This is a genomic window from Mycobacterium sp. (assembly GCF_019247635.1).
GTDB lineage: Bacteria > Actinomycetota > Actinomycetes > Mycobacteriales > Mycobacteriaceae > Mycobacterium.
In genome coordinates, this window is sequence record NZ_JAFBAR010000040.1 from 1 (window position 1) to 24,926 (window position 24,926).

Sequence of the window (24,926 nt, forward strand, 5' to 3'; positions counted from 1 at the left end):
CGACGAAGCCATCGAGATCGCCAACGCCACGACTTTCGGCCTGGGGTCGAATGCCTGGACCAATGACGAGGCCGAGCAGCAGCGCTTCATCGACGACATCGAGGCCGGCCAGGTCTTCATCAACGGGATGGTCGTGTCCTACCCGGAATTGGGCTTCGGCGGCGTGAAGCGGTCGGGCTACGGCCGCGAGCTCACCGGCCTCGGCATCCGCGAGTTCTGCAACGCCAAGACGGTGTGGGTCGGGTAGCGAGCACCCAGCGCGAGTTCCCTGCCGTTAAACGGCGGCAAGGGCTTTCTGGTCCTCGTCGGCGAAGGTGTCCTCCAACCGCACCGGCGTGTAGTCGAGGTCGATCTCGCCGACCGGCCGTCCGCGCGCGCTGCTGATGGTCCCGAACCGTCGCATCCCCTTGTCCGTGGAGTACTGCAGCATGTCGTCCGGCGTTATGCCAAAGGGGATGTCCTCGCCGTACAGCGCAAACCCCTCCTCAGTGAGGCGCAACGCCAGCGGGATGAGCTCGTTCATGCGCGTCTCGAACACCGTCCAGTTGGCGTCGTCGGCGGCAACATGGCGCCGGCAGGTGAAGGTGCCCCACGCCATGTGGCGTCGCTCGTCATCACCGATGCGCCGCACCAGCTCCTGCATGCCGGGAAGAATTCCGTGCTCCACGCAGATCTTGTGCCACGCGTAGTAACCCGTGAGCGCCAGCATGCCCTCGACGATGTGGTTGTACGTGACCGAGGCCCGGACCTGGGCGGCCGGAGACGGATCGCTGGACAATGCGTTGAGGCAGCGGGGCAACTCCTCGTAGAAGATCTCGCGGTAGGTGGGCAGGCCATCGAAATAGCTGTGTAAGTCGTCGGTGACGCCGACGGCGTCGAGCCACATGCGGAACACCTGGACATGCTTGGCTTCCTCGAAGGCGAACTGCGTCAGGTACATCTCGTCGCCGAGCCGTCCCTCGGCCCGCATCGCCGACATGAACGGCTGGATGTCCTCGGTCACCGCCTCCTCGCCCGCGATGAACTGGGCGCACAGCCGGGTGGCGTAGTCGCGCTCGGTGTCCGACAACCGCTCCCAGTCGGCCCGGTCGCGGGAGAAGTCGATGTCGGCCGGATCCCAGAACTTGGCGTTGCCCCCCGCGAACAGCTTCAGCGGGAGGCTGGCCCAGTTGAGTCCTCCGGCGACCATCGAGCCTGAACGTGTCCGTGCCATGTGACCTCCTCGGTGATGCCGGTCCGGATCGGGGAGTACGCGGCCTGCAGCACCGCGACGAGCCTGCGCACGGCCAGCGCAGGTTGCTCGGGGGTGGGCTCGTCGAGCCCGAGGACGGGGTCCAGGCCGCGCATGTAGGGGGCCAGTGCCAGGTGCGGGAAGATCAGCAGTAGCAGCGACAGCAACGCGTCGCCGTCGGAATCCGCCCGCAGGTCACCGCGGGCGTGCGCGGCGGTCACGAGCGGGCGCAGCACTTCCAGGTAGTGCCGGTGGATGACGCTGCGCACGCTGATGCGGGCGTCGGTGTCAACCTCCAGCGTGGCAGCGGCGTGCAGCGCGCGTTCGCGGGGATGTTCGGCGTAATAGGCGACCCAGCCGTCGAGCAGGTCGGTGAGGAATTCGAAGAAGGGCCGGCTCGGGTCGAGGTCGCGGATGAGGTCCTCCATGTAGGCGCGCACCCGCTGGCTGGCGATGTCGGCGATGAACGCGAAGAGATCCCGCTTGTCGGCGAAGTACTGAAACAGGCTGCCCTTGGCAACCCCCGCTTTGCGGGCGATGACGTTGAGGCTGCCATTGGAAAATCCGTGCGCGCCGAATTCGGCCTCGGCCGCTTCGATCACGGCCGCGCGGCGTGCCGGGTCGACACGCGCCCATGTCACCGTCGGCATACGGGCCCCCTTGCCTGCCACCTGGCGTGGATGACCACTGGTCATTGTAGTGTGCGCTGCGTCACAGTCAAGCTGCTACCTTCAATTCCCAACGTACGTCTGGCCGTACGCAGGGGGAGCTAAACGGCGGCTGCGTCCGACGAACTAGACCGGGTCACGGCCAAAGGCATGGCCAAAGGCCCCGACCAGCGGTATGCAACCAGCAAAGAACTGGCACCAGCAGCGCGCGGACTGAGCGCCGGCTACGCGGCCAGGGCGGTGGTGGCCACAGACGCGCCGCTGGCTCAAGCGATCCTCAGGGGCGCATCTGGTAGGCGCCGTTGAGCGGGAAGACGTGCTCCTTCCAGACCTGCTCGTAACGCGCCGGGTCGTGTGCCGGCCGCCGGATCATCCGCATCGCGAACCGCGCCTGCTCGTCCGTCGTCGCCGACTTATCGTGCAGTTCAACGGCGTAACTGTTGAAGTCGCGGACCAGCAGGGCGAAGATCTCGTCGATCAGGGCGACATCGCCGGCCTTGTCCAAGCCGGTCAGCGCCGCCTCCTCGAGGATCAGCTGCGCGTAGGGCACCAGGGCGAAGAGTTGTCCCACGCCGAAGGCGAAGTCGATGTCCTTCTGCTGCACGGCATCCGGGGTGGCGCTGGCCAGCATGTCGGCGAGCACGTCGATCTGCTGGCGCAGCAGCGCCACGTTAGGCAGGTGGGAGTAGCCCTCGAAGGGCGCGCGCCAGTCGTGGAAGCGCACCTTGCCCAGGCCGCCCGTGGGTCCCTGGGCGAACAGGAACGAGTCGTCACCCGCGTCGTCGCGGCGGGAGATCAGCGGCAGCGACGCGTCAGCGGCGAACAGGTAGTTGGGCATGAACTTGGCCAGCAACCCGATGTTGATGTGGACGGTGCCCTCCAACCGCGGCAGCAAGCCGATCTCGCGGGCCACCGTCTCGAAGAAGGTGTCCTTCTCCACCCCTTTGGCCGCGATCACGTCCCACAGCGCGATGATGACGCGCTCGCCCTCGCTGGTGACCTTGGCCTTGGTGAGCGGGCTGTACAGCAGGTAGCGGCGGTCGGCGGCGGACGCGCTGCGCATGTAGTCCGACGCGCGGCTGGCGACCAGCCGCATGGCGACCAGCCGCACGTAGGCGTCGGTCAGCAGCCGCCGCACGTGGCTGAAGTCGGTCACCACGGTGCCGTAGAGGTGACGGTTGGCCGCGTGGGTGACGGCCTCGTACATGGCGTGGGTGCACATGCCCACGGCGCCCCAGCCCAGGTTGTACTTGCAGACGTTGACGGTGTTCAGTGCGGCGTGGAAGGCGGCTGGGCCGCGGTGCAGCAGGTCGGCCTCGGTGACGGGGTAGTCGCGCAGCGCGTAATTGGCGACGTAGTTCTGCGAGTTCACCACGTTCTTGATCAGCTCGTAGCGGTCGTGTTGGGAGTCCGCGGCGAAGAAGACGTACTCCGAGTTTTCTGAAGTGCCGTCGATCTTGCCGAAGGTAGACACCATGCGGGCGACGTTCGCGTTGCCGATGTAGTACTTCTCGCCGTTGGCGACCCAGCCGTGCTCCGACGGCGTCAGGATCATGTCGGTCTTGTAGACGTCGGCGCCGTGGGTCTGCTCGGACAGACCGAAGCCGAACACCTCGCCCTGTTCCAGCTGGGCGGCGGCCTTACGCTTGGCGTCCTCGTTGTCGCTCATCCAGATCGGCCCCAGGCCCAGGGCGGTCACCTGAAACGGATACCAATAGCTCAGTCCGTAGAAGCCGACGATCTCGGCGAACTCGCTGAGCCGGTAGGTGTCCCAGCGACAGTCATCCGAAGCGCCGTATTCCGCCGGCGTCAGCAGCGAGGCGAAGATGCGTTCCCTGCCGATGAACTCGAGGAAGTCGGAGTACCACGCGCGGTCGTGGTCGTCTTTCTTGAGCCGCGCCTTGCCGCGGGACTCGAAGAAATCCACCGTCGCCGCCATGATCTCCCCCGAGCGACGGTCCGGGTATTTGCGTTGCAAGCGGTTGGGATTGAGCAGCATGGGGCGAACGTACTGCAAACGGCTCTGTTGGTGAACCGCCCCAGCGACTTAGCATCGGAGACGTGTCAGAAGTCAATACCGCCAGCGGCACCATCGGTACGGCCGAGCTCGGCGTGACGCTCATGCATGAGCACGTCTTCATCATGACCACCGAGGTCGCGCAGAACTATCCCGAAGCGTGGGGCGACGAGGACAAGCGGGTGGCCGACGCGATCGACCGGCTCAACGAGTTGAAGTCGCGCGGGGTGGACACCATCGTGGACCTCACCGTGATCGGGCTGGGCCGCTACATCCCGCGGATCGCCCGGGTGGCCGCGGCCACGGAGCTGAATATCGTTGTGGCGACTGGGCTTTACACCTACAACGACGTGCCGTTCTGCTTCCACTACATGGGCCCGGGCGCCGCGTTCGGCGGCCCGGAGACCATGACGAACATGTTCGTCCGCGACATCGAGCAGGGCATCGCCGACACCGGCATCAAGGCGGGAATCCTCAAGTGCGCCACCGACGAACCCGGGATCACCCCGGGCGTCGAGCGCGTGCTGCGCGCGGTTGCCCAGGCGCACAAGCGCACCGGCGTCCCGATCTCCACCCACACCCATGCCGGGCTGCGGCGGGGGCTCGAACAGCAGCGCATCTTCGAAGAGGAGGGCGTCGACCTGAGCCGGGTGGTCATCGGGCACTCCGGTGACAGCACCGACGTCGGCTACCTCGAAGAGCTGATCGCGTCCGGTTCCTACCTGGGGATGGACCGGTTCGGCATCGACGTGATCATCCCGTTCGAGGACCGGGTGAACATCGTGGCGCAGATGTGCGAGCGCGGGCACGCCGACAAGATGGTGCTCTCCCACGACGCCAACTGCTACTGGGACGCCGTGCCCGAGGAATTGGTGCCGGTGGCGATGCCGAATTGGCACTACCTGCATATCCACAACGACGTGATTCCCGCTTTGAAAGAACGCGGCGTCACCGAAGAACAGCTGCACACCATGCTGGTGGACAATCCGCGCCGCATCTTCGAGCGGCAGGGCGCTTACTCGTGACCCAGCCGGTCCCCCCGATCGGCACCCAGGTCTCCGCGCTGGCGGCTTTGGCGCCCGACGAGCCGGCGGTCAGCTGCGACGGGGTGACGCTGACCCGGGGCGAACTCGAGTCGTCGGCCAATCGACTAGCCCGCGCGTATGCCGAACGCGGTGTCGGCGTCGGCGACTACGTGACGATCGTCCTGCCCAACTCGATCGAGTGTGTACAGGCCTTGGTGGCGTGCTGGAAGCTGGGCGCGGTGCCGCAGCCGCTGTCGGCGCGGTTGCCCGACGCAGAGTTCGAGGGCCTGCTGGAACTGCGGCCACGCGCGCTGCTGGTGGGGCGAACGTACCCCGGAATACCAAGTGTTCCTGCAGGTTTCGTCCCCGATCAGGCGTTGTCGGATGCCCCGTTGCCCGAAGCGGTGTCACCGTGCTGGCGGTCGATAGGCTCCGGCGGCAGCACTGGGCGGCCCAAGTTGATCGAGGCGGGCGGCGACAGCCGGCTCGGGCCGGAACTGGGCTACGCCGTGGGCAGCCAGCAGGGCGATACCGTGCTGGTGCCGGTGCCGCTGACGCATACCATTGGTTTCACCTCCACAGCGGTCGCGCTGGTGATGGGCCAGCACCTGGTGCTGATGGGCCGGTTCGACCCGCGCGAGTTCCTGCGGCTGATCACCGAGCATCGCCCTCAACTCGTCACCACGGTGCCGACGATGATGCAGCGGGCGCTGCCGGTCTACCGCGCCGATCCGGATTCCTATGACCTGTCCTCGATCCGGCGGTTCTGGCACCTGGGCGCACCGTGCCCGCCGGCCATCAAGCAAGCGTGGATCGACTTACTGGGTCCGGAGAAAGTTTGGGAGCTGTACGGTGGCACCGAATTTCAGGCGATGACTTTCATCTCCGGCGACCAGTGGCTGACCCACCGCGGGTCCGTCGGTGTGGTGGTCATGGGCGAGATGAAGGTGCTCGACGACGACGGAAACCCCTGTGCGCCCGGCGTGGTCGGCGAAATCTACATGCGGCCAAGCCCCGGCAGTGTGCCGTCGTACCGCTACATCGGCACGACCGCGAAAACGCGCGACGGGTGGGACTCGCTGGGCGACCTCGGCCATTTCGACCCCGACGGGTTTCTGTACCTGTCGGACCGCCGCGTCGAGATGTTCACCGTCGGCGGCCGCAACGTCTACCCGGCGGAGATCGAGAATGCGTTGTCGGCACACCCGGATGTGTCGTCCTGCTTGGTGGTCGGCGTTCCCGAGGACGATCTGGGTCAGGTGCCCTATGCCCTGGTGCACACGGTCGAGGGATCCGCGCTGGATCCTGCTGGCGTGCAGGACTTTCTGCGCGAACGGATCGCGGCCTACAAGGTGCCCCGCATGGTCGAATTCGTCGACGCTCCCCTGCGCGACGATGCCGGCAAGGCGCGGCGGTCGGCGGTCCGGGATCAGGTCATCGCGCGGTTGCCGTCCCTGGAAGCCGGTTGACCCGATGCGCGATCCGTACGGCTGCCCCCGCGTCGGGTCGCATCTCGGTCACTTTCTATTGCGGGGGCGCATCCGACACAGCACTATCGGCCAGGTCTATGCAGCCGTAAACACCCGCCGCCGCCAGTCGGTTGCGCTGAAAGTCGCAACGGGCGGATGGTCACAGGACCCGGGGATGCGCCGTTGGTGGCCTGGCGAGATACCGGCGCTGGCCCAGATCCGGGAGGAACATCTGGTCCGGATTCACGACTGGGGAGAGATCGACGGGCACCTTTTCGTGGAGATGGACCTGATCAAGGGGCCCGGCCTGGACACCCTGCTGGCGCGGCATCAAGGGTTGTTGACTCCGGAGCGCTCGGCAACCGTCATCACTCACGTCGCCGCCGCGCTTGACGGCATGCACCGCGCGGGCATGATCCACCGCGACGTCCGGCCGTCCAAGATCCTCGTCGCACCGGACGGTGTCGCGCATCTCCTGCCGCTGGGCATGGCCACGCTGGGTCCCATCTTGAACGGGCTTGGCAGCGAACCATTTTGGCAGCCACAGTGGGCCTACTGGGGCCCGGAAACGTTCACCGGGAAAGGCGATGAAACCACTCGACTCGACACCTATTCCCTGGCGTGCGTTCTGTACGAATGCCTTACCGGCAGCACCCCCTACACGGGTTCGCAGGCCGAGATCATCACCGGTCACCTCACGAAACCGGTTCCACCACCGAGCACCTCGCGCCGAGCCGTCCCCGTGGGTCTGGACGTCGTCATCGCCCGGGGCCTGGCGAAGAACCCCGCGGATCGCTACGCCAGCGCCGGCGAATTCGCCCGCGCCGTGGCATATCTGCCCCCGCCCGGGTCCGACGCACCGGCGATGACGTGGGAACCCCGCAGTCGCTGCGCCGAGTTGAACATCACCGACTGACCGGCTGGTGGCCGCAGCGATAAGCCGGCGCATCGAAAAGCTACCGACCGAAGGGTGCGGCGTCTTATCCTTGCGCTGGCCCACCGACAATCGTGAGGGGTGATGAGATGAAGAGCGATTCGGGGGGCCCGGTAGTGACATTGTCGATAGTCGAGGGACCGGGTACCGGCGCCCGGTACCGGTATGACGAGCGCGCGACCGCCATCCTCGGGCGTGCCGACGACTGCAATCCGCGCATCGACCCCGAGCCCGGCGCCAACCAGCTGGTGTCGCGCCATCATTGCCTGTTCGACATCAATCCGCCCGACATTCGGGTGCGTGATTTCGGCAGCCTCAACGGCACGTATGTCAACGGCGAGGAGATCGGCCGGCGGCAACCGGGACAAACCCCCGAGGAGGGGGCCCGTCTGATGTTCCGGGAACGCGATCTTGTCGATGGCGACCGGATCACGTTGGGCTACACAGTGATTCAAGTCGGCGTCGCGGTTCCACCGGCGCCGACGCTGCCCGGCACCGTGCTGCCGAGGGCGTGTTCGGCGTGTGGCGGTTCGTTGACCGGAGATTCGCAGGGCACGCTCGGTGAGGCGGTGTGCGCGCGGTGTCAGTCCGATCGGGGCAGGGCGATCGACGCGCTGCTGGGCCAGCTGGCGCCAACGACCGACGCGCTGCCCGAGATCAGCGGCTACGAGCTGGTGAAGAAACTCGGGGACGGCGGCCAGGGCGTGGTATACCTGGCACGCAGCCAATCCTCCGGCGAGGTGGTCGCGGTGAAGATGCTCTTGGCCAAGGTGGCCGTCAAAGAGCGCTCGCGGGCGATGTTCGAACGCGAGATCGTCAACATCAAGTCGCTCAACCATCCTTACGTGGTGGGTTTCCGGGAATCCGGAAGGGTCGGGGCAGCATGGTTTTTCACCACCGAGTACTGCGCCGGTGGCAGCATGGAAGACTTGCTCCAACGCGACGGCCTGCTCCGGCCGGACCGGGCCGTGCCGCTGGTCGTGCAAGCCCTGGAGGGGTTGGCGTATGCGCACACCGCGCCGCTGCCGAACGGGTCGTTCGGGCTGGTACACCGCGACATTAAGCCGGGCAACATCCTGCTGGCCCGTCACGGCCCCGATCTAGTTGCCAAGGTCGCCGATTTCGGGCTGTCCAAGGCATTCGACCGAGCGGGGCTGTCGGGAATGACGCTGACCGGATCCGTCGCCGGGACCATGCAGTTCATGGCGCGTCCACAACTCATCGACTACAAGCACGCCCAGCCCGACGTCGACGTGTGGTCGATGGCCGCCTCGCTGTATTTCATGCTCACCGGCCACTATCCACGCACGTTCCCCAAACGGGAGGACCCGATCCGCGTCGTGCTGGACTCCAATGCGGTCCCGATCCGCGAGCGCGACTCCACCATCCCGAGACGACTGGCCGCCGTCATCGACGAAGCCCTTATCGACAGGCCCCAGATCACCGTCGCCTCCGCCGCCCAACTGGCCGGCGCTTTGCGCGAGGCACTGTAAACCCGTGTGCGCCATTGGCTTTGCGGGGCTCAGTGACATCGGATGCCTGCGATCCAGCAATCAGGACCGTTGGGGTGCCGACGCCGGGCAATCCCTATTCGCCGTTGCCGACGGCGTGGCCACCAGTACCGACGGTGGACTGGCCGCCGAGATGGTAATCGAGTTGCTGCCGACCTATGTGCAACGGCACCTGGATGGTCAGGCCGAACCCAAGGAACTCGGTCGCGCCGTCGCGGAACTGTCTAATGATCTGTACGCCAAAGGGCTGACCGACCCCCGGATCGCGGGTGCGACCAGCACGCTGGTAGCGGCGCTGGTCGTGGGTGCGCGAGCGTTGGTCGTCCATCTGGGTGACAGCCGGGCCTACCTGTTCCGGGCGCGGGAGTTACAGCAGCTGACTCGCGACCACAGCCTGGTGCAGGCATTACTGGACGCGGGCGAGGTCACGGCCGAGGAGGCCGCGCAGCACCCGGCCCGCAACGTGATCGTGCGCTACGTGGCGATGCCCCCACCGGCTCTGCCGGAGACCGTTGCGTTGGAGGTGCAGGACGGGGACCGGATCCTGCTGTGCAGCGACGGCCTGTGTGGCGTGGTTGAAGACGGGGTGCTGGCCGAAATCCTTGCCACGCAGGATGATCCTCCTGACGCATGCGCAGCTCTGATCGCGGCGGCCCGACGGGCCGGCGGCCCGGACAACATTACCGCCGTGGTGATCGATGTTGGCGACCTCGTGGCGGCTTCGACGGATTCGACTGTGCCGCTGGAGGTTACGTAAACGGACGCCGGTTCCGGGGGACGCGGTTCGCGTTATTAGTCGAGGTGCTCGGTCGGCGAGCAGAGGCCAGATTTCGGTGCGCATGACGTCGAGTAGCTCTTCCTGACGGTCGCCGGCTTTCGAATCTAGGAGCGCAAGTTGGGTGTGTAGGGCATTGCGGATGGCACCGGTCTTATTGGTGTGAAGGCGGGTGGCCAGTTCGCCTGCGAGGCGGTCGACCTCGGGATCTTTGATATTCAGGGCCATGGTAGATGGCACCAATTCGAGGTAGTAGGTACCTCTGCCCAGGACGCGGAACGGGCTGGGCGGCTCTCGGCGCTCTCGTGTCAGGGGGGCCATGTATAGTCGAACACATGTTCGATGGATTGGGAGATCTGGAGCCGGCGGCCCTGGTCGGGCTGGTGGAGACCACGCACCGGGAGGAGTCGATGTTGGTGGCGCGGCGGATGGCCGCGGTCGCCGAGCTGCTGCACCACCGCATCACCGCCTACGCGCAGGTCGACCAGCAGCGCCAGTATGCACTGATCGACCCGTTTGAGCAGGTCGCCGCCGAGGTGGCCGCGGCGATGAATCTGTCCCCTGCGGCGGCCAGTTACGTGGTCTCGGACGCCGAGGCGCTAGACAACAGGTTGCCGAAGGTGGCCGCGCTGCTGGCGGCGGGGGGCACGGATTGGCGCACCGTGCGGTTGATCATCGCTCGCACCGAGTTGGTGACCGATCACAAGGTGATCACCGCCCTAGATGAGTCGCTGGCCGCACGCATCGGCCGCTGGCATGGCTGGTCGCGGCGACGCATCGTCAACGCCGTGGATGCCGCGGTGAAAGTCAAGGATCCCGATGCGGTGCGCGAGCGCCGCGCCGGCGCCGAGGACCAGCGGCGCATCGACATCAGCGCACTTGACAACGGCATGGCCCAGATCAGCGGCACCCTGGCCGCCGCAGCAGCCGCGGCGGTCGACCGGCGCTTGTCCCAGCTGGCCACCCAGGTGTGCGCGGGGGATCCGCGCACGCTGGATCAACGCCGCGCCGATGCGCTGGGGGCACTGGCTGCCGGTCGCGCACTAACCTGCACCTGCGGGCAAACGGATTGCCCAAACCGCTCGAAAGGTGCCGACGCCGGAGGTGGCGCGGGTGGCGTACACACGGTGATCAATGTGATCACCACCGACACAACCCTGCAGCGCGACGGCGCGGCACCCGGCTATCTGGAGGGCTACGGGGTGATCGAGGCCGAGCAGGTCCGCAGGTTGGCCGCCGCTGGGGCCTCGCTGCGCCTGGCCAATCCGCTGCCCAGCCCAGCCGAAGAGTGGCGGTACCAACCCTCGGCGGGACTAGAGCGCGCGGTGCGCTGCCGAGACCTGACCTGCCGCTTCCCCGGCTGCAGCCGCCGAGCTGGCATCTGCGACCTTGACCACACCGTGGCGTTCAACCACCTCAACCCTGCCGCCGGTGGGCTCACCATCTTGGAGAACCTGAAATGCCTTTGCCGAAAACATCATAGGATCAAGACATTTGGTGGATGGCTAGATCAACAACTGGCCGATGGAACCGTCATCTGGACCTCGCCGACCGGGCGGACGTATCGCACGTCCCCGGCCGGTATCGACCTCTTCCCGGCGCTACACAGACCCGCCTGCGCCGCTCCGACGCGAAACCGACGCAGCCGAGCCCAGCAGCGCAGCACCCGAATCGCTGCGGCGCGCAAGCATAATCGTGATCAAAGACCGCTCAACGAGGTCCAGCGCGTGCTGGCCACAGCCCGCAAACAGGAGATCGCCGGGCGCAAATTCCGAAACCACATGCGCGACATGCTCTTTCTCTTCAAGGGGGAATCCAGCAACAGCCCGTTCTGCACGTGGGTCAACGACCCGCGAGAACCCGAGGAACTGCCCCCCGACTGGAAGCCACCCAAACCGGCACCCCTGCCCGACGACCCGCCATTCTGAGGCGGGTGTCAGATCATCACGTGTTCAGGCGGTCTTCTTGATCAGCGGCAGCACCAGCTGACGGCGGCTGACGATCGCGTCAGCCAGATTGCGGAGCGCCTCCCGCGCCGAGCGTGTCATCGGAAACGCGGTTTCGTCCCGGCCGTCGCCCAGCAAGTCGATGACGGCTGGGCTCGCGACCAATGTCCACTCCACCCCGGCGGCGTGGCAGTCATCGTCGAATGTGTGCAAGAGCGAGATGGCGGCCGACGACACGTCATCCACGTCACTCAGGTCGAGCACGACAGCGTCCGTTCCCGAGATGAAACGCCTGATGTAGTCGCCGACCCGGTCGACATTGACCGCGTCGATTTCGCCCCGAATAGTCACCACCGTCGCCAGATGACGACAGTGCGCACGGATCCGAGCGCCACCGCAGTCGAACGTGTGATTATCCGGCCTGGTGATCGCAATGGTCATGTGCAGTCTCCCCGGACGTTCGCAGTGGCTTTGTTCCAATGTGCCCGCAAAACATAAGGAGACCGAAAGTCACGTCTAACTCTTTGCTAAAAGAAATGGGTTCGCGTTCCCGGAGCTGCCCTCACGGTGTCCTGGCCGTGGCGCTGTTACGCTGCTTGGGCTGCCGGTTGCCAGTCGGGGGACTGTGGCATGACGGAATCGCCCGGTCAGCCGAACGAGAACGCAAAGCACGCAGAAGGCGTAAAGAACGCGAGATGAAGACTGTGCGCGCGGGAGACATCACGGGCCGGCTCGGCGGCGAGATCAGGGCCCTGACGGGGCTCCGCATCGTCGCCGCGGTTTGGGTGGTGCTATTTCACTTCCGGCCCATGGTCAACGATGCGTCGCCCGATTTCCGCGAGGCCCTCGCACCGGTGCTCAACTGTGGCGCCCAAGGCGTCGACCTCTTCTTCATCCTGAGTGGGTTCGTGCTGACCTGGAACTATCTCGATCGCATGGGCCAGACGTGGTCGATACGGGCCACTCTGCATTTCCTGTGGCTGCGGCTGGCCAGGGTGTGGCCGGTGTATTTGGTGACACTGCACCTGGCCGCCCTCTTGGTGATCCTGAGTCTGCACGTCGGGCACGTGCCGTTGCCGGAGGTGCGCGACCTCACCGCGATCAGTTACATACGCCAGGTGCTGCTGGTCCAGTTGTGGTTCCAGCCGTTCTTCGATGGCTCCAGTTGGGACGGACCGGCCTGGTCGATCAGCGCGGAGTGGCTGGCCTATCTGCTCTTCGGCGGGGTTGTCCTGGTGATTTTCCGGATGACGCACGCGACGCGGGCGCGCAGCCTGGTGCTGCTGGCTTTCGCGGCGTCGTTGCCGCCGGCGGTCTTGCTGTTGGCCAGCGGCCAGTTCTACACACCGTGGAGTTGGTTGCCGCGAATCGTGACGCAGTTCGTCGCGGGCGCGTTGGCTTGCGCCGCAGTGCGCAGGCTGCGGCCGACCGATCGCGCCCGCCGGGTCACCGGGTACGTCTCCCTGCTGCTTGCCACCGCGATCGTGGGCATCCTCTACCTGCTTGACGCGCATCCCATCCCCGGGGTGTACGACAGCAGCGGGTTGGTCGACGTGTTGTTCGTTCCGCTGGTGATGACGCTGGCGATCGGCTGGGGCAGCCTGCCGAGGCTGCTCTCGACGCGGCTGATGGTGTACGGCGGCGAGATCTCGTTCTGCTTGTACATGGTGCACGAGCTCGTGCACACATCTTGGGGATGGGCCGTCGAACAGTTCGAGCTCAAGCCGCAGGACGATCCGTGGAAATGGAACGTTTTCGGCCTCCTCGCGATCGCCGTGGGGATCTCGATCCTGATGTATCACTTCGTCGAAGAGCCCGCCCGCCGATGGATGCGAAGAATGGTTGGCGGCCGGGCTGGCGTGCGCGCCGCCGACGCGGCACCCGATCCCGGCGAGTCGGTAGGCACCCGCCTGCACCCCATCGACGGTGCGCTGGAAGCGGTTTCGCGCCGCGCGGTGTGAGCAGCACCGCGCTTTTGGTCGCAGCCGACGGCCTACCGCCAGGTTCACGTAAAGTGTTGGCGTACAACGGGCTTCCGCGGCGCATCGATGTGCCACGTGTTTGATGCCAGCGCTGCCGCGGCAGCGGTGGCACCCTTGAAGAGAATTCCTGCGACGACGCCGTTTACGCCGGAGGTTAAGTAGTGAGTCGTCTGACCACGGTCGTCGTTGGCGTTGCCCTGTGCGGCATGTTGGTCATCGGGGGTATCCACGACGCCGTGCGCGTGCGGGCTTACGAAATGCTTACTCGCGACTTCCGGCTGGCCCGCGTCGCGGTGATCGGTGACTCGTATACGACCGGCACCGACGAGGGCGGTGTGGGCCCGAAGTCGTGGCCCGCCCACGCCTGGCAGACCCTCGCCGCGCGTGGCGTGCGGATTACGCCCGATGTGTCGGCCGAGGGCAGGGCCGGGTACGGCGTGCGCGGCGATCACGGCAGCATCTTCGAGGATCTGACCGGCAGGGCGGTCAAACCCGACGATGCCCTCGTCGTTTTTTTCGGCTCCCGCAACGACCAGGGTGTCGATCCCGAGGTGGTGGCCGTGAAGGCGCGCGAGAGCTTCGATCTGGCCCGCCGCTACGCACCGGGCGCACGGCTGCTCGTGATCGGGCCGCCGTGGCCCACCGCAGACGTGCCCCCCGACATGCTGCAGATCCGCGATGTGCTCTACAACGCGGCCCAGGCAGGGGGCGCGGCATGGGTCGATCCGATCGCCGAGGGCTGGTTCGTGGACCGGCCCGACCTGATCGGCCCCGATGGCGTGCACCCCAATGACGACGGGCATGTGTATATGGCTGACAGGATCACGCCGCTGATCGGTGCGCAGCTGTCGGCTTGAGCGGTCCCGCGGCTGACCGCGACGACGGTTCAGTCGTTTGCGTGCCGCTCGTAGGACCAGCGCTCCAGCCGGGCCTGCAATTGCACCAGCCCGACTCCGGCTAGCGGTGTGGCCGCTGCGAGGCAGACCAACAGGAGAGTCATCTCAAAACCTCCAAAACCCTTCAGTGGTTAGGACGTTTGTCATCGTCGACAAGTTCATTCCGTTCATCCGCCCGTCATTGCGCGATCTGCCAGCGCTGCGATCACGGGCGCCAACAATTGCGAGTACTCAGTCGTCACGTGGTTGTCGTCGCGGAACACGAGCGTGTTGCCGACGATCATCGGGCAGCGGTCGGCGGTGCAGAACAGGTCGGTCACGTCGGCGTAGTGGCCGCCGCCGGCCGTGGTTGCCGCCCGCTCGGCGGCGATGCCGCCGGCGTTGGCCGCGGCCGAGCGGGCAGGCGCGCAGGCACCGGCGTCGTCGAGGTGCGCCGACAGGCAAGTGGGCACCGACGAGTGCGGGTCCGGGGCGGGTCCCAGGACCAGGACGGTCGCACCGCTACCGCGCAGTTGGGCCACAGTGTGGTTCAGGGTGTCGATCCAGGCCGGGTCGTACGACGTGAAGCCGAAGTCGCCGCCATAGCGCCTGCTCATGGACAGCACCACCAGGCGCGGGTGTTCGGCCTGCAGGCGGCCCATGACCTGGCCGCGCCACTGCTCGCATTCGGTGTACTCGCGGCCCAGGTACGGGCTGGTGATGCGCAGGTCCTGCAGCGGGCAGGTGACCTTGGCCAGCGTCTCCAGCCGCCAGTGCCGTTGCTCGGCCACCTGCTGCAGCGCCGGGTTCCACATGGCGGCGTGCGAGTCGCCGACCAGGGCCACCGTCGTGGGCGCCGCGGTGTCAGCGGAAGCGCACTCGGCCTGACCGACGTCGCGCCACGAGCGCACGCAGCCGTTGACGAACACGGCCGCCTTGTCGGCCGGCGCGGCGGCCAGCGCCGGGTTCAGGTTCGACGGCACGGCCCGCAGGGACGCCGAGGCCGCCACGGCGTCACGCACCTGGGCGAAGGCGTTGCGCACCTGCGCCTCCTGGGGGCTCACGGGTGCGGGGCCGACGGGGGTCGGCAGGGCGACGATCTTGGCGCTAGGGGTGGCCGGCCCGTGCCCCACCGGCGCGGGCACAACCGTCAGCAGCACCGCACACGCGCACGCCGCGACGGCGGTGGCGGCACCGGCCGCGCCCAGACTGGCCGTCGCGGATTGGCGCAGGGCGGCGGCAAACCGGCCAGGGTTCTCGACCAGATGCATCGTGACCACCGCGAGCCCGGCGGAGACGACGGTGGCGGCCAGCCTGCCCGGCAGGCCGCCCGGGTCGCCCAGCATTGGCGGCAGGAGCATCAGCACCGGCCAGTGCCACAGGTACCAGGAGTAGGACACCCGCCCGATCGCCCGCATCGCGGGCTTGCACAGCACACGGCCGACCCCGAGGCTACGGGTGACGCACCCGCCGCCGATCACCAGGGCGGTGCCCAGCACGGGCAGTAGCGCAGCGGTGCCCGGATAGGGCGTGCCCGGCCCGAGCTGCGTGCAGGTCAGCAGGATCAGCCCCAGGCCGCCCCAGCCGACGATCGTCGCGGGCACCAGCGCAAGGCGTCGCCACTGCTTGATCGAGAGCGCCACCAGACCTCCGGCGGCCAGCTCCCAGGCCCGGGTGGGCAGCGAGAAGAACGCCCACGCGGGTGAGGTGTGGGTCCAGAAGAAGGCCGTCGTCAGCGACGCGGCGGCAACCAGCGTGAGGACCACGGCGTACGGCGTCGCGCGCGAAGCGTCGCGGTTCAGGCGTCGCGCCAGCCAGGCGGTCGCGATGATCAACATCGGCCACACCAGATAGAACTGCTCCTCCACCCCCAGCGACCAGTAGTGCTGGAAGGGTGACGGCGGCAGGTCGGCGGCCAGGTAATCGGTACTCTGCGCGGCGAAGCGGTAGTTGCCGACATACAGCATGCTCGCGATGCCGTCCACGAAGACGCTGCGCGCCTGCAGAGGCGGCAACACCGCGGCCGCGCCGATCGCGGTCGCAACGCCGACCGTGGCCGCGGCGGGCAACAGCCGGCGGGCCCGGGCCCCGTAAAAGCGGCCCAGCGCAACGGCATTGGTGCTGGCGACCTCGCGCCAGAGCAGTCCGGTGATCAGGAAACCGGAGATGACGAAGAAGACGTCGACGCCGATGTAGCCGCCCGCGGACCCGGGGATGCCCGCGTGGTAGAGCACGACGGCAAGCACCGCCACGGCGCGCAAACCCTCGATGTCCGGCCGAAATGCGGTCCGCTTGGTCCGCCGCTCGACTTGGCGGCGGCGGGGGGCTTCTTCCCGGACAGTCATAACCCTCTTCTAAGACGCCAGCCAGGCCAGCTCGTTGGGTAGTTGCATCCGCCAGTAGCCCATGTCGTGCCCTCCGATGGAGAAACCGCCCGCAGGCTTGCTCTTGAGTTGGCCGACGAATTGCTTTGTGGCGAAATAGAAGCGGTCGAAGGTGCCGCAATCCACGCGCAGCGGGATCTGCGACAGCGCCGGCAACCCCAGCACGCTGTTCTGCACGTAGTCGTCGTAGCTGTCGAACGCCCCGGGCGCACTGCCGGTGAACGATGTGTACAGGGCCGGGCTGATCGCGCAGATCCCGGCCGTGCGCGCCGGGCCCAGCTTGGCGCCGAGGCGCAGCGCGCCGTACCCGCCCATCGACCATCCCATGAACCCGACCCGCGAGGTGTCCATGCCCATCGACGACAGCATGGGCAACAGTTCGTCGAGCACCATCGCGCCGGAGTCCTCTCCCGACGCGCGCTTGTGCCAGTAGCCGTTTCCGCCGTCGACACCCACCACCGCGAACCCCGGCTTGCCCTGCTTGACCAGGTTCGCGAGCCCGTCCTCGACACCGGCTTCCAGCATTTGGTTCGCGTCGCCGTCCACCCCGTGCAGGGCGATCACGGGCCGCAGCATCTCGGTTTGTCCGGGCGGCATCGCGATCACGTAATTGGTCGAGACGCCACCGCGTGCCGCCGAGACGAACGAGCCGGTGAGCTTGGTCGGCAGCGCCTTGCCCGCCGTCGGGGGCTCGAAGTGGGCCGGTGCCTGTGGCGCGGGCATCGCCGGCGCCTCCGCGGCTGGCGCCACGAACGGCAAAGTGGCCGCCTGGGGCTGCAGCGGATCCAGCAGGCCGCTCATCGCCCACGCGATGGCGGCGCCGGCGCTGCCGACGGTGCCCATCCGGAGCACCGCACGTCGAGTCAGGTCTGCCACGAGGCTCAATCTTGCCGCGCCAACCCGGATTTGATGCCCTTGCCACGCCGTATCGCAAGGGAGTCGTAATGGCGGCGTGACACGTCGGCTGGATCGCGCAGGATTGGGCTGGAGCGCGCCGGTTGGGGCCGGGCCCGGCGGTTTCGTGGATGCAATCTGGCAGGTTTCAACCCTCGTGCGCCCGTCGCCCGTCACGCACGATAGATCCTTTGGACTAAGGGGTTATCGAATGAGCTTGGCATTTCACTGGTTCCTGCCGACCTACGGGGATTCGCGGAACCTGGTTGCGGGCGGCCATGGCACGGCGATGCACGGTGATCGACCAGCCACGCTGCGCTACCTGCGGCAGATCTGTGCGGCCGCCGAGACCAACGGTTTCGAGGGCGTGCTCACACCCACGGGGTTGTGGTGTGAGGACGCCTGGTTGACGACGGCGATACTGGTCGAGGACACCGAAACGCTGAAATTCCTGGTCGCCTTCCGTCCCGGCCTGCTCAGCCCTACCCTGGCCGCGCAGATGGCCGGGACATTCCAGCGGCACTCGGGCGGACGACTGCTACTCAACGTCGTCACCGGCGGTGAGCCACACGAGCAGCGGGCCTACGGGGATTTTCTGGACAAACAGGCGCGTTACGCCCGCACCGCGGAGTTTCTCCATGTCGTGCGGCAACTATGGACGTCGTCGGAACCGGTGAGCTTCACCGGCGAGCACATCCAGGTCGAGGGCGCCGCGCTGAACAACCCGCCGGATCCGACCCCCGCGGTGTTCTTCGGTGGATCGTCGGGGTCCGCCGGGCCGGTGGCGGCCAAGTACTCCGATGTCTACCTCACCTGGGGAGAGCCGCTAGAGGCCGTGGCCGGCAAGCTGAACTGGATTCGTGGGCTGGCCGACGGTCAGGGCCGGGTACTGCAGTATGGCTTGCGAATTCACGTGATCAGCCGGGACACCTCCGCCGAAGCGTGGGCGGAGGCCGACCGGCTGCTGGCGGCCGTCGATCCCGCGGATGTGGAGCGGGTGCAGGCCAGTCTGGCGCGCAGCGAATCCGAGGGACAGCGTCGCATGCTCAAGTTGCACGACGGCAGCAGCGATCGGCTGCTAATCGCCCCCAACCTGTGGGCCGGAGTGGGGCTGGTGCGAGGTGGGGCGGGCACCGCGCTGGTCGGATCCCACGCCGAGGTTGCCGACCGGCTGATCGAATACTCGCAACTGGGCATAACGCACTTCATTTTGTCGGGATATCCGCACCTGGAGGAGGCCTACTGGTTCGGAGAGGGCGTCCTGCCACTGCTCGAGCGCAGGGGCCTGTGGAGTCACCCCAACCGTCAGTCACATCCGGCTTCGGCGACGCCGTTCGCGGCGGCCTCGGCGCAATAGCCTTGGCGACCACGTTGCCCGCCGCCGCGGCGGCGGAAGGAGCGGCGAAGCGGCCCGACGAAAGCGAGTCGCAGCGACGCCGTCGGTTGCGCGTCGTCATCGCGGCGAGCCTGCTCGGCACCACCGTGGAGTGGTACGACTTTTTCCTCTACGCCACCGCGGCCGGACTGGTCTTCAACAAAGTGTTCTTCCCGGGCGAAAGTTCGTTGGTGGGAACACTTTTGGCGTTCGCAACCTTCGCCGTCGGATTCGTCATGCGGCCCATTGGCGGTCTGGTGTTCGGACACATCGGGGACCGGGTCGGCCGCAAACGCAGCCTGGCGCTGACCATGCTGATCATGGGTGTCGCGACCGCGCTGATCGGGGTCTTGCCCCCCGCGGAGCGAATCGGGGTCTGGGCTCCGGTGCTGTTGTTGGTGCTGCGCATGCTGCAGGGTTTCGCGCTCGGCGGTGAGTGGGGCGGCGCGGTGCTGCTGGCGGTCGAGCACAGCCCAGGGCGTCAGCGTGGCCGATTCGGCGCGGTCCCGCAGGTCGGGCTGGCGTTAGGCCTGGCGCTGGGCACGGGCTTCTTCGCGGTTTTGGAGACCGTCTTAGGCCAGTCGCGGTTTCTCGCCTATGGGTGGCGCATCGGTTTCCTGCTGAGTCTGGTGCTGGTCGCGGTCGGCATCGTGGTGCGTCTGCGGGTCGAAGAGACACCGGCTTTCAAGAAGCTGGAGGAGCTCGAAGCCGCGTCCAGCGTGCCCATCCGCGATATCGTCCGGGAGCCCCGTGGCAGACGCAACACTCTGCTCGGGCTGCTGGCGCGCTGGGCGGAAGGCTCGGCCTTCAACACCTGGGGCGTGTTTGCCATCAGCTACGCCACCCGGACGTTGCATCTCAACAAGGTGTCGGTGCTGGTGGCGGTGACCGTCGCCGCGCTGGTGATGGCGATGCTGTTGCCCGTCTCTGGCGCATTGACCGACCGGTTCAGCCCGCGCTCGGTCTACCTGGCCGGCGTGGCCGCCTACGGGGTCGCGGTCTACCCCGCGTTCGCCCTGTTCGGCACCAAAAGTCTGGTGTGGTTTGGGCTTGCCATGATCCTCGTGTTCGGCGTGGTGCACGCGTTGTTCTACGGCGCGCAGGGAACGCTGTTTTCCTCGCTGTACCCCACCGGCACCCGGTATACCGGTCTGTCGTTCGTCTACCAGTTCTCCGGCATATACGCGTCGGGGGTCACGCCGATGATCCTGACCGCGCTGATCGCTGCCGCCGGCGGAACGCCGTGGTTGGCGTGCGGGTATCTGGTTGCGACTGCGCTGATCAGCACTCTCGCCACCGCGCTGATCCGCGACCGAGACCTGTACCTGTGAGCTGAGGGCCCGAAGCCCTGCAGAAGCCCTCGCGCGTCCGGTGGTGCGGCAGCCCCCAATGTGCTGTGGTTTAGGCCATGGACACCACTGGCCAACTGCGCCAAGGGCTGTCGCAGCGGCAGTTGAGCATGATCGCCATCGGCGGGGTGATCGGCGCCGGATTGTTCGTCGGGTCCGGCGTGGTGATCAAGGACACCGGCCCCGCCGCGTTCCTGACCTACACGCTGTGCGGTTTGCTGATCGTTCTCGTGATGCGGATGCTGGGCGAGATGGCGACGGCGAATCCGTCGACCGGGTCGTTCGCCGATTACGCGGGTAACGCGTTGGGCGGCTGGGCGGGGTTTTCGGTTGCCTGGCTGTATTGGTACTTCTGGGTGATCGTCGTCGGGTTCGAAGCGGTGGCCGGCGGAAAGGTGCTCAACTACTGGTTCCACGCGCCGCTGTGGTTGATGTCGCTGTGTCTGATGATGCTGATGACCGCGACCAACCTGTTCTCCGTCTCGTCCTTCGGCGAGTTCGAATTCTGGTTCGCTGGAATCAAAGTCGCCACCATCGTCGTCTTTCTTGGCGTCGGCACCGCCTTTGCCTTCGGGTTGCTGCCCGGCAGCCACATGAACTTCAGCAACCTCACGTCGCACGGTGGGTTGTTCCCGAAAGGCGTTGCGGCCGTTTTCGCGGCCATCGTGGTGGTGATCTTTTCGATGGTGGGCGCGGAAGTCGTCACCATCGCCGCCGCCGAAAGCCGCGATCCCGAGCGGGCGATCCAAAGAGCGACGAGATCGGTCGTCGCGCGCATCACGATCTTCTTTATCGGTTCGGTCTTTCTCCTCGTCGTTATCCTGCCGTGGAATTCGGTCGAGTTGGGCGACTCGCCCTATGTGGCGGCGCTCAAACACATGGGGCTGCCCGGCGCGGACCAGGTGATGAATGCGGTGGTGTTGACCGCGGTGCTGTCATGTCTGAACTCGGGCCTCTACACCGCGTCGCGCATGCTGTTCGTGCTCGCCGACCGAGGGCACGCGCCGGCGCGGCTGGTCAGGCTCAGCCGGCGGGGGGTCCCGCATTTCGCGATCTTGTTTTCGTCGACGGTCGGCTTCGGCTGCGTCCTCATGGCGTGGCTGGCGCCAAACACCGTGTTTTTGTTCCTGCTCAACTCGTCTGGCGCGGTGATTCTGTTCGTCTACTGGTTGATCGCGTTGTCCCAGATCATCCTGCGTCGCCGGACACCTCCGGAAAAACTGCGTGTGAAGATGTGGTTTTTTCCGCTGCTGTCGATTCTGACGCTCGTCGGAATCACCGCGGTGCTGGTGCAGATGGCGTTCGACCGCACCGCACGCAGTCAGCTTTGGCTCAGCCTGCTGTCCTGGACGGTGGTGGTCGCAGCGTATTTCGGGTCGAAAGCGGTGCACAAAAGTCGGCAATCTCAGGGTCTGTAGCTGCAACGGGGACGTTTCCGGGTCGATGACGCTGCGTGTGATACTGGCCGGATGAAGGCGGCCGATGTTCGTCGCAGAGCGGATTTGCTGCTCTCGCCGACGGCCCCTTCACCCATCGTCGGGGCGATCGCGTTGACCGGGCTTCGGCTGCTGGCCGGGTTGATCTGGTTGTACAACGTGGTGTGGAAGGTCCCGTCGGATTTCGGTGAACGCAGCCACACCGGGCTGTACCACTACACGCATCTTGCCGTCGAGCATCCGGTGTTCAAACCGTTCAGCTGGCTGATCGAACATGTTGTGCTGCCCAACTTCGACGGATACGGCTGGGCCGTGCTGGTCATCGAGTCGGTGTTGGCGGTGCTGCTGCTGACCGGTGCCTTCGTGCGGTTGGCCGCGCTGCTCGGCGTCCTGCAGTCCATGGCGATTGCACTGTCGGTGTCCGAGTCGCTGGGCGAATGGCCGTGGGCGTACGCGATGATGATCGCCATTCATGCGGTCCTGCTGTTCACCTGGTCAACCCGCTACGCCGCCGTCGACGCCATCCGCGCGGCCGGCAGTGGGCCGGCGGCGCGGCTGGTGGCGCAGCGGCTGCTCGGCGGCTGGGGAGTCGTGCTGGGCCTGATCGGCCTGGTGGCCTTCTGTCGGGCCGTCGGCAAGGGGCGAACGGTCAACGTCGGCATCAGGGAACTGGAGTTCTCCCTCGGCGACTACAACCTGTCGGGCGCGCTGTTGTTGATCGGGATCGCGCTGGCGATGCTGGCGGCGGCCATCTTCGGCTGGCGGATCTTCGCGGGGGTTGCCGCGCTGGTGGCGGCGTCGGCCGCCGTGTCCATCTATCTGCAGATCGGTAAGGGCGAGGTGTGGATCGGTGGCACGCTCACCACGGAATTGGTTTTCTTGTGCGCCGCGGTGATCAGCCTGGCGACGGGTCACCGGTTAGACCGCGAAGTTAGCCCCGATGGCCAGCGCCCCAAGGCCTTTCGACGGCTTTGACCAACGCTGTCAGGGTCGCATTGACGGGCGCGTCAACCCCCACGCGTGCCCCTTGGCGCGGGACCGCCCCGTTGATGACGTCGATCTCGCTGACCCGTCGAGCTTCGTGGTCCAGCAGCGCCGACGGCTTCGCGTCGGGCATTCCGGCGCCGAACGCGCGCACGTGCGCGACGGGATCGGTAACGGCGACAGCGATTCCCGACGCCCGGGCCACCGCCCATGCCTCCGTGGCCGCCGCCCGGCTGACCGGACCCATCTCCGGGTCGTCCAGCACCTGGCCGACGGTCATCCCAGTCAACGCGCACGGCGCGCTGTAGGCGACGTTGCAAATCAGCTTCTCCCACTGCATCGCCGCGATGTCGGTGACCGCGGCGGCGTCAAAGCCAGCGTCGGCCCACACCCGCGCGATCGACTCGACCGCCGCGTAAGGCAGCGAGGAATACGCACCGAAACGCATTGCGCGCATGGCATTGTGGTGCACGCGCCCGGGAGCGATCCGGGCGGCGCCGAACCCGCTGGCTATTCCGACCGCGACGCGCTGGTCTCCGACGATGCCGGCGACGACCTCCGCCGATCCGAGGCCGTTTTGGATCGTCAGCACCGCCGTGGCGGCGCCGAGCATCCGAAGTGCCTGCCGTGCACCGGGTGTCACGTGAGCGGCCTTGACGGCCAACACGACGAGGTCCATCGCCTCCGCCGGTGCCGTGGTGGCCGTGCGAAGCGGTACTGTCTGGTCGTAGCCGGGACCGGTGACCCGCAACCCGTGCCGTGCGATCTGGTCGACACTGGACTGGTCACTGTCGATGGCCAGGACGTCGTGGCCCGCGGCCGCGAGCTTGACGGCGTAGATGGAACCCATTGCGCCGCAGCCGATGATCGCGATCTTCATGTGTGCTCCTAGGCCGTCAGCTCGGAGATCAGTTCGGCCAGAACGGGTTTGCGTTCCAGCCCGAAACCCGGTGCGTCCGCCGGCGCGATCCGGCCCTCGTGTAGCACACAGTCGTCGGAGTAGCCCCCGAACGGCTGGAAGACCCCCGGATACGACTCGCATCCGCCCAGTCCCAGACCGGCCGCGATGTGCAAGTTGATCAGGTGTCCGCCGTGCGGGAACGCGAACCGGCGATCGAAGCCGTGCGTCTCGAGCACCTCGAGCATCCGGGCATACTCGCTCAGTCCGTAGCTCAGGCCGGCGTCCATCTGGAAGATGTCGCGGTCCGGCCGCATGCCGCCGTACCGAACGAGATTGGTCACATCGGCCACCGAGAACAGGTTTTCGCCGGTGCCAACCGCGCCGTCGTAGCAGGCCGTTACGGCCTGGTTGAGTGCGAAATCCAGCGGGTCACCGGGCTCTTCGTACCAGCGCAGGCCGTAGGGTGCCAACGCCGCCGCCCACTGCGTGGCGGTGTCGCGGTCGAACCTGCCGTTCGCGTCCACCGCGACCCGCCCGCCGTCGCCGACCACGTCGATCACCGCCTCGATGCGTGCCAGGTCGTCGCGCATGCTCGCGCCGCCGATCTTCATCTTCACCGCGTCATAACCTAGGTCGAGGTAGCCGCGCATCTCGTCGCGCAGGGTGTCCAGGTTGCCGGAGGGATAGTAATAGCCGCCCGCGGCATACACCGTGACGTCGGCGACGGGTTCGCGCCCGAAATGCCGCGCGATCGTGGCCCAGGCGGGGTGATCGTCGAGCTTGGCGTTGTGGTCCCAGCACGCCAGTTCCAGGGCGGCGGCCGCGCTAGCCCGGTCGCCGTGTCCGCCGGGCTTTTCATCGGTCAATGCGCACGCCAAGACGGCCGCCGGATCGAGGTGCCCCGCGTCGTCCAGCAGCGCGTGCGGCGGCGCGGCCAGCACCCGCGGGATCATCCGGTCGCGCAGGATCCCGCCCTGGGCGAACCTCCCGATCGAGTTGAAGGCCATCCCGACCGCGCTGTCGGTAACGACAGCAACCAAGGAAACCGTGTGGCCGGAGAAGTTGACAATCGCGTTAGCGGGGGAGCCGGCCAACGGCACCGAGCACTCCCGAATCGCCGTTATCCGCATCTACCCGGTCTTGGCGAACAGCACCGCCTGCTCGAAGGGA

At 66.8% G+C, this 24,926-nt stretch carries 21 protein-coding genes and 1 pseudogene; 13 read left to right on the forward strand and 9 right to left on the reverse strand.

Translation table 11 applies throughout. The features are described 5' to 3' along the window. A partial coding sequence (locus tag JO236_RS05930) for an aldehyde dehydrogenase family protein (RefSeq protein ID WP_293326048.1) occupies positions 1-247 on the forward strand: 247 nt, incomplete at its 5' end. Positions 248-274: 27 nt separating this feature from the next. Here the strand turns inward: JO236_RS05930 and JO236_RS05935 are convergent. From JO236_RS05935 to JO236_RS05945, 3 genes are all read right to left on the reverse strand, one after another. Further along, entirely contained in the window at positions 275-1,213 is a 939-nt protein-coding gene (locus JO236_RS05935; protein ID WP_293326051.1) for a R2-like ligand-binding oxidase, read from the reverse strand. Next, on the reverse strand, positions 1,150-1,881 hold the full coding sequence (locus JO236_RS05940) for a TetR/AcrR family transcriptional regulator (protein WP_293326054.1): 732 nt from the start codon (positions 1,879-1,881) through the stop codon (positions 1,150-1,152). The genes JO236_RS05935 and JO236_RS05940 overlap by 64 nt, the downstream gene beginning before the upstream one ends. 295 nt (positions 1,882-2,176) lie before the next feature. Next, positions 2,177-3,898 carry an acyl-CoA dehydrogenase family protein gene (locus tag JO236_RS05945; RefSeq protein ID WP_293326057.1) on the reverse strand — a complete coding sequence of 574 codons (1,722 nt, stop codon included), beginning with the start codon at positions 3,896-3,898 and terminating at the stop codon, positions 2,177-2,179. A 62-nt stretch (positions 3,899-3,960) separates the two neighbouring features. On the opposite strand from JO236_RS05945, the gene JO236_RS05950 reads away from it, so the two are divergent. The 5 genes from JO236_RS05950 to JO236_RS05970 all read left to right on the forward strand — a co-directional run bounded on the left by JO236_RS05950 (position 3,961) and on the right by JO236_RS05970 (position 9,612). Then, entirely contained in the window at positions 3,961-4,941 is a 981-nt protein-coding gene (locus tag JO236_RS05950; protein ID WP_293326059.1) for a phosphotriesterase-related protein, read from the forward strand. Continuing rightward, entirely contained in the window at positions 4,938-6,410 is a 1,473-nt protein-coding gene (locus JO236_RS05955) for an AMP-binding protein (RefSeq protein WP_293326061.1), read from the forward strand. Before JO236_RS05950 ends, JO236_RS05955 begins: the two co-directional genes overlap by 4 nt. 4 nt (positions 6,411-6,414) lie before the next feature. Next, positions 6,415-7,326 (forward strand): serine/threonine-protein kinase, encoded by a 912-nt coding sequence (locus JO236_RS05960; protein WP_293326064.1) that lies wholly within the window; start codon positions 6,415-6,417, stop codon positions 7,324-7,326. A gap of 107 nt (positions 7,327-7,433) precedes the next feature. Beyond that, positions 7,434-8,837: a protein kinase domain-containing protein gene (locus JO236_RS05965; protein ID WP_293326067.1), complete on the forward strand. Its 1,404-nt coding sequence runs from the start codon at positions 7,434-7,436 to the stop codon at positions 8,835-8,837. Positions 8,838-8,841: 4 nt separating this feature from the next. Further along, entirely contained in the window at positions 8,842-9,612 is a 771-nt protein-coding gene (locus tag JO236_RS05970; protein WP_293326071.1) for a PP2C family protein-serine/threonine phosphatase, read from the forward strand. A gap of 42 nt (positions 9,613-9,654) precedes the next feature. Here the strand turns inward: JO236_RS05970 and JO236_RS05975 are convergent. Next, positions 9,655-9,858: pseudogene (locus JO236_RS05975) on the reverse strand (type II toxin-antitoxin system VapB family antitoxin); the annotation flags it as partial. A gap of 107 nt (positions 9,859-9,965) precedes the next feature. Here JO236_RS05975 and JO236_RS05980 point away from each other — a divergent pair. Beyond that, entirely contained in the window at positions 9,966-11,558 is a 1,593-nt protein-coding gene (locus tag JO236_RS05980; protein WP_293326074.1) for an HNH endonuclease signature motif containing protein, read from the forward strand. Positions 11,559-11,582: 24 nt separating this feature from the next. Here the strand turns inward: JO236_RS05980 and JO236_RS05985 are convergent, their stop codons facing one another. Then, positions 11,583-12,017 carry an STAS domain-containing protein gene (locus JO236_RS05985; RefSeq protein WP_293326077.1) on the reverse strand — a complete coding sequence of 145 codons (435 nt, stop codon included), beginning with the start codon at positions 12,015-12,017 and terminating at the stop codon, positions 11,583-11,585. Positions 12,018-12,271: 254 nt separating this feature from the next. Between JO236_RS05985 and JO236_RS05990 the strand changes: the two genes are divergently transcribed. Both JO236_RS05990 and JO236_RS05995 read left to right on the forward strand, forming a co-directional pair. Beyond that, positions 12,272-13,537, forward strand: coding sequence for an acyltransferase family protein (locus JO236_RS05990; RefSeq protein WP_293326080.1), 1,266 nt, complete (start codon positions 12,272-12,274; stop codon positions 13,535-13,537). Between the two features lie 182 nt (positions 13,538-13,719). Further along, positions 13,720-14,415, forward strand: coding sequence for an Rv0518 family GDSL lipase (locus JO236_RS05995; RefSeq protein WP_293326082.1), 696 nt, complete (start codon positions 13,720-13,722; stop codon positions 14,413-14,415). A 206-nt stretch (positions 14,416-14,621) separates the two neighbouring features. Here JO236_RS05995 and JO236_RS06000 read toward each other — a convergent pair whose 3' ends face one another. Beyond that, positions 14,622-16,778 carry an acyltransferase family protein gene (locus JO236_RS06000; protein ID WP_293326085.1) on the reverse strand — a complete coding sequence of 719 codons (2,157 nt, stop codon included), beginning with the start codon at positions 16,776-16,778 and terminating at the stop codon, positions 14,622-14,624. 9 nt (positions 16,779-16,787) lie between these two features. Further along, on the reverse strand, positions 16,788-17,702 hold the full coding sequence (locus tag JO236_RS06005; RefSeq protein WP_293326087.1) for an alpha/beta hydrolase: 915 nt from the start codon (positions 17,700-17,702) through the stop codon (positions 16,788-16,790). 220 nt (positions 17,703-17,922) lie between these two features. Here JO236_RS06005 and JO236_RS06010 point away from each other — a divergent pair, with 220 nt between their 5' ends. The 4 genes from JO236_RS06010 (at position 17,923) to JO236_RS06025 (ending at position 22,846) form a co-directional block, all read left to right on the forward strand. Continuing rightward, a complete protein-coding gene (locus JO236_RS06010) occupies positions 17,923-19,068 on the forward strand; it encodes an LLM class flavin-dependent oxidoreductase (protein ID WP_293326090.1) in 1,146 nt (381 codons plus the stop codon). 2 nt (positions 19,069-19,070) lie between these two features. Next, complete coding sequence (locus JO236_RS06015) at positions 19,071-20,417, forward strand: MFS transporter (RefSeq protein ID WP_293326105.1); 1,347 nt, start codon at positions 19,071-19,073, stop codon at positions 20,415-20,417. Positions 20,418-20,494: 77 nt separating this feature from the next. Continuing rightward, positions 20,495-21,853, forward strand: a complete 1,359-nt coding sequence (locus JO236_RS06020; protein ID WP_293326093.1) for an amino acid permease — start codon at positions 20,495-20,497, stop codon at positions 21,851-21,853. Positions 21,854-21,904: 51 nt separating this feature from the next. Next, on the forward strand, positions 21,905-22,846 hold the full coding sequence (locus tag JO236_RS06025; protein ID WP_293326096.1) for a hypothetical protein: 942 nt from the start codon (positions 21,905-21,907) through the stop codon (positions 22,844-22,846). On the opposite strand, the gene JO236_RS06030 is transcribed toward JO236_RS06025, so the two are convergent. After that, positions 22,803-23,735, reverse strand: a complete 933-nt coding sequence (locus JO236_RS06030; RefSeq protein ID WP_293326099.1) for a ketopantoate reductase family protein — start codon at positions 23,733-23,735, stop codon at positions 22,803-22,805. The genes JO236_RS06025 and JO236_RS06030 overlap by 44 nt on opposite strands. A gap of 8 nt (positions 23,736-23,743) precedes the next feature. After that, positions 23,744-24,886 (reverse strand): enolase C-terminal domain-like protein, encoded by a 1,143-nt coding sequence (locus tag JO236_RS06035; RefSeq protein WP_293326102.1) that lies wholly within the window; start codon positions 24,884-24,886, stop codon positions 23,744-23,746. Positions 24,887-24,926 lie beyond the last annotated feature (40 nt).

Coding starts and splice junctions, on each gene's coding strand:
- JO236_RS06000 (WP_293326085.1), bottom strand. CDS start 16,778: ATGACTGTCCGGGAAGAAGCCCCCCGCCGCCGCCAAGTCGAGCGGCGG.
- JO236_RS05945 (WP_293326057.1), bottom strand. CDS start 3,898: ATGCTGCTCAATCCCAACCGCTTGCAACGCAAATACCCGGACCGTCGC.
- JO236_RS06010 (WP_293326090.1), top strand. CDS start 17,923: ATGAGCTTGGCATTTCACTGGTTCCTGCCGACCTACGGGGATTCGCGG.
- JO236_RS06030 (WP_293326099.1), bottom strand. CDS start 23,735: ATGAAGATCGCGATCATCGGCTGCGGCGCAATGGGTTCCATCTACGCC.
- JO236_RS05935 (WP_293326051.1), bottom strand. CDS start 1,213: ATGGCACGGACACGTTCAGGCTCGATGGTCGCCGGAGGACTCAACTGG.
- JO236_RS06025 (WP_293326096.1), top strand. CDS start 21,905: ATGAAGGCGGCCGATGTTCGTCGCAGAGCGGATTTGCTGCTCTCGCCG.
- JO236_RS05980 (WP_293326074.1), top strand. CDS start 9,966: ATGTTCGATGGATTGGGAGATCTGGAGCCGGCGGCCCTGGTCGGGCTG.
- JO236_RS06035 (WP_293326102.1), bottom strand. CDS start 24,886: ATGCGGATAACGGCGATTCGGGAGTGCTCGGTGCCGTTGGCCGGCTCC.
- JO236_RS05960 (WP_293326064.1), top strand. CDS start 6,415: ATGCGCGATCCGTACGGCTGCCCCCGCGTCGGGTCGCATCTCGGTCAC.
- JO236_RS05965 (WP_293326067.1), top strand. CDS start 7,434: ATGAAGAGCGATTCGGGGGGCCCGGTAGTGACATTGTCGATAGTCGAG.
- JO236_RS05985 (WP_293326077.1), bottom strand. CDS start 12,017: ATGACCATTGCGATCACCAGGCCGGATAATCACACGTTCGACTGCGGT.
- JO236_RS05990 (WP_293326080.1), top strand. CDS start 12,272: ATGAAGACTGTGCGCGCGGGAGACATCACGGGCCGGCTCGGCGGCGAG.
- JO236_RS06020 (WP_293326093.1), top strand. CDS start 20,495: ATGGACACCACTGGCCAACTGCGCCAAGGGCTGTCGCAGCGGCAGTTG.
- JO236_RS05940 (WP_293326054.1), bottom strand. CDS start 1,881: ATGCCGACGGTGACATGGGCGCGTGTCGACCCGGCACGCCGCGCGGCC.